This is a genomic window from Actinophytocola sp., assembly GCF_045807065.1.
Taxonomy (GTDB): Bacteria; Actinomycetota; Actinomycetes; order Mycobacteriales; family Pseudonocardiaceae; genus Actinophytocola.
The window spans coordinates 1-3,132 of sequence record NZ_JBJMIE010000330.1 but is presented as its reverse complement, the minus strand read 5'-3'; the positions used below and the strand labels follow the sequence as shown (position 1 = coordinate 3,132).

At 75.1% G+C, this 3,132-nt stretch carries 2 protein-coding genes and 1 pseudogene; all 3 read right to left on the bottom strand.

Going from position 1 to position 3,132, the window contains the following annotated elements:
• A pseudogene (locus ACJ73U_RS19140) lies at positions 1–309 on the bottom strand (ABC transporter ATP-binding protein); the annotation flags it as partial.
• Between the two features lie 93 nt (positions 310–402).
• Complete coding sequence (locus tag ACJ73U_RS19135; protein ID WP_407779014.1) at positions 403–1,773, bottom strand: adenylosuccinate lyase family protein; 1,371 nt, start codon at positions 1,771–1,773, stop codon at positions 403–405.
• A gap of 41 nt (positions 1,774–1,814) precedes the next feature.
• Positions 1,815–3,132, bottom strand: a 1,318-nt coding sequence (locus ACJ73U_RS19130) for an amylo-alpha-1,6-glucosidase (protein ID WP_407779013.1), incomplete at its 5' end; no start/stop codon positions are given.

Sequence of the window (3,132 nt, the reverse complement as noted above, 5' to 3'; positions counted from 1 at the left end):
GTAGAGCCGCTCGATGCCGAGCCCGTCGGTCCTGTTGAGGCAGTGGATGCCGATGCGCCACAGGATCTCCGCCACCAGGAGCACGCCGGCGAAACCGAGGACCCACGGCGCGACGGTGGCGAACTTCACCGGCATCCCGTCGATGAGCCGCCCGGCCAGCCCGGCGACGATCAACGGCGTGACGTACTGGATGCAGATGTTCCCGACCGCGGGGAAGAAGAGGGCGGGAAGGGTGATCCGTTTGCGGCTGGCCAGTTCCCGCCAGTAGTAGCGTAGCGCCAGCAGTACCGCCGTTCTTCTTTCCGGCACGGCGGAACGCCTCCTCACTGTGGTCTGGTTTCTCGCGCACACTCGCGCGCCGAAGGTCCATCCTCCCGCAAGGATCCGGGCGGGGCGACCGAATTACGCGAGCGTCGCCTTGCGGGCCAGTACCCGGTCCACCAGCTCGCCGGCCGCGCCGAGGTAGTGGACCGGGTCGAGCAGGTCCTCGAGGGTGTCGCCGAAGGCGTCCTCGAGCTCCGGGGTCTCGCGCAGCAGGTCCGCGAACGTGCCCTCGCCCGCGGCGGCGCGGGCGGCGATCCGGCCGAGCAGCGACTTCGCCGCCGCCTTGCCCAGTACCGGGGCCAGTGCCACGTTCAGCCGCTCGGAGACGATCGTGCCGCCGCCGATGGCCAGGTTCGCCGCCATGCGGTCCGGGAACACGCGCAGGCCCTCGGCCAGCTCCGCCGCCGTGTGGGCCGCGCCGCCCGCGAGCCGCAGCGCCTCCCGCAGCGGTTGCCACTCCGACTGCCACCCGCCCGGCGAGCGCTCGTCCTCGGCCAGCATGCTCTGGCCCAGCATCGCCGCGTACGACGGCGCCTGCCGCGCCGCGGACACCAGCAGCGTCGCGAGCACCGGGTTCCGCTTCTGCGGCATGGCCGACGACAGCCCACTGCGCTCACCGGCCGGTTCGGCCACCTCGCCGACCTCCGTGCGGCCGGCCCCGAGCACGTCGACGCCGAGCTTGCCGAGCGCGCCGGTGACCACCGAACACACCCAGCCCAGCTCGGCGACCGGGGTGCGCTGGGTGTGCCACGGCGCCACCGGCGCGGGCAGTCCCAGCTCGGCGGCCACGCCCTCGGTCAGCGCGGCGGCGTGGCCCTCGACGGGCACACCGGCGGCGTGGGCGTCCTCGAGGTAGGCGGCCAGCGTGCCGGCCGCGCCGCCGACCTGCACCGGCAGCGCGACCCGCCGCACCCGCTCCAGCGCGTCCAGCACGAGCGTCAGCCAACCGGCCGCCTTGAGGCCGAACGTCGTCGGCACCGCCTGCTGGGTCAGCGTGCGGCCGGCCATCGGGGTGTGCCGGTGCTCGTCGGCGAGGCGGGCCAGCGCGTTCGCGACCCGGCACAGGTCGGTGTCGGTCCGGCGCAGCGCGCGGGCGGCGAGCAGCATCGTGGCCGAGTCGAGGATGTCCTGGCTCGTGCTCCCGCGGTGCACGCAGGAGGCGGCCTTCTCGTCGAGCTCGGCCACGGCGGCGGTGAACTCACCCACCAGCTCCACCACGGGGTTCGCCGAGCCGCGGGCCCGCACCGCCAGGTCCGCGACGTCGATGCGGGCCGACGCGGCCGCCTCGGCGATCCGGTCGGCCGCGTCCGCGGGGATCACGCCCAGCCGGGCCTGCGTGCGGGCCAGCGCGACCTCCACCGACAGCATCGCCTCGACCCAGGCCTCGTCGGTGAGCAGCGTGTCCATTCCCGTGCCGGGCCACACCAGGCTGAGCAGTCCTGTGTCCATGCCACCATCCTCGCGGGTGCCACCGGAACTCGCCGAGCTGTTCAAGCGGGCCTCCAGCCGGCCGGCAAACCCGTCACCGCCGCCTTGTCCCCGGTCGCGCTGACGTGCGCGGTCACCGGGCCCAGCGCCAGCCCGGACAGCGTGACCTCGCCCCACCGCGCCGGCAGGTGCGGGTCGGTGGCGACCGTCGCGCGCGGGACGTGCGGGTTCAGGCCCAGGAAGGACCGCACGAGCAGCAGCGGCGCCGCGCTGGCCCACGCCTGCGGCGAGCACGACGTCGGGAACGGCACGGGCGGGCTGAACTCGGCGCGCGCGAAACCGCAGTACAGCTCCGGCAGCCGGCCGCCGAACGCGGCCGCCGCGTCGAGCAGGCCGTCCGCCAGCCGGTGCGCGAGGTCGACCGCGCCGGGCAGGTGCGCGTAGCGCATCAGCCCGGCCACGGCGATCGCCGTGTCGTGCGGCCACACCGAGCCGTTGTGGTAGCTCATCGGGTTGTAGGCGCCCATGGACGCCGCGAGCGTGCGCAGGCCGTAGCCGGTGTCCATGTCCGCCGTGGACAGTCGCTCGACGAGGGTGGCCGCGTGCTCGTCGGTGGCGATGCCGGTCCACAGGCAGTGCGCGGCGTTGCTCGTGAGCGCGTCGACGGGCTGCTTGCGCCCGTCGAGCGCGACCGCGTACCAGCCGCGGTCGGGCAGCCAGAACGCGTCGGCGAACCGCAGCCGCAGCTCCGCCGCCCGCTCCCGCAGACGTGCCGCGGTCGCGGGGTCGCCGAAGCCCTCGGCCAGCTCGGCGCGAGCCAGCAACGCCGCGTACACGTAGCCCTGCACCTCGCACAGCGCGACCGGCGTGGCGGCCGCCCGGCCGGCCGCGTCGTTGACGCCGTCGGCGCTGTCCTTCCAGCCCTGGTTGAGGATGCCGCGGTCGGTGGCCCGCCGGTACTCGACGAACCCGTCGCCGTCGCGGTCGCCGTAGCGGTCCACCCACGCCAGCGCCGCGCCGGCGGCCGGCAGGAGCGCACGCACCGCGTCCTCGTCGGCGCCCCACCGCCAGGACTCGGCGAGCAGCATCACGAACAGCGGCGTCGCGTCGACCGTGCCGTAGTAGTGCTCGCCACCCAGCACCGCGGCGCTGTCCGGGCCGCGGCGCAGCTCGTGCATGATCCGCCCGGGCTCCTCCTCGGTCAGCGGGTCGACCACGCGGCCCTGCGCCGCGGCGAGGGTCCGCAGCGTGCCGACCGCCAGCCCGACGTCCAGCGGCAGGGCCATCCACGCGGTCAGCAGGCTGTCCCGCCCGAACAGGGTCATGAACCAGGGCGCGCCGGCGGCGACGAACGGGCGGCCGTTCTCGTGGCGCCGCAGC